The sequence below is a fragment of the Rhizobacter sp. P2_H2 genome (assembly GCF_056403375.1).
This window is the reverse complement of record NZ_JBFUFP010001723.1, coordinates 1-672: the sequence shown is the minus strand read 5'-3', so window position 1 is coordinate 672 and position 672 is coordinate 1. Positions and strand designations below refer to the sequence as shown.

The 672-nt window shown below is 73.1% G+C and carries 1 protein-coding gene; it reads left to right on the top strand.

Annotated features, from left to right (window positions below; translation table 11 throughout):
* Nucleotides 1–672 (top strand): condensation domain-containing protein (locus AC1D15_RS35845; RefSeq protein ID WP_477829835.1); only part of this gene is annotated, 672 nt, incomplete at both ends.

The window sequence follows — 672 nt, the reverse complement described above, 5'->3', positions numbered from 1 at the left end:
GCCTTCACGCTGCCCGATTCCTTGCGCGCGGCGCTGCAGGCGGTTGCGCAAGGGCAGGGCGCCACGCTGTCGATGCTGCTGCTGGGCGCGTTCCAGGGCCTGCTGTACCGCTACACCGGGCAGCGCGATGTGCGCGTCGGCATGACGGTTGCGAACCGCGCGCGGCCCGAGGCGCAGGCGCTGATCGGGCTGTTCGTCAACACGCTGGTGCTGCGCAACCGCATCGGCGGGCGCACGACGCTCGCGCAGCTGGTGGCGCAGGCCAGGGCTGCCTCGCTCGGCGCGCAGGCGCATGCGGAGTTGCCGTTCGATCTGCTGGTCGAGGCCTTGCAGCCCGAGCGCAGCCTGGGCCGCAGCCCGCTGTTCCAGGTGATGTTCAACCACGTCGGCGAAGACCCGCGGCTGCTGCGGCAGTTGCCGGGCCTCGCGGTCGAGTCGCTGCCCTTGCCCGAGCTCGCGGCGCAGTTCGAGCTGGCGCTGGAGCTGCGTGAGCGGGCCGGCGCCGCGCTGGAGCTGTCGTTCGTGTATGCCGCCGAGCTGTTCGATGCGGCCACGGTCGAGCGCTTCGGTGCACACCTGCTCGCGCTGCTGCAGGCGCTGGCGCAGCGGCCCGCGCAGGCGCTCGGCGATGTCGACCTGCTGGGCGCGGATGAGCACGCGCGGCTCGCCGCC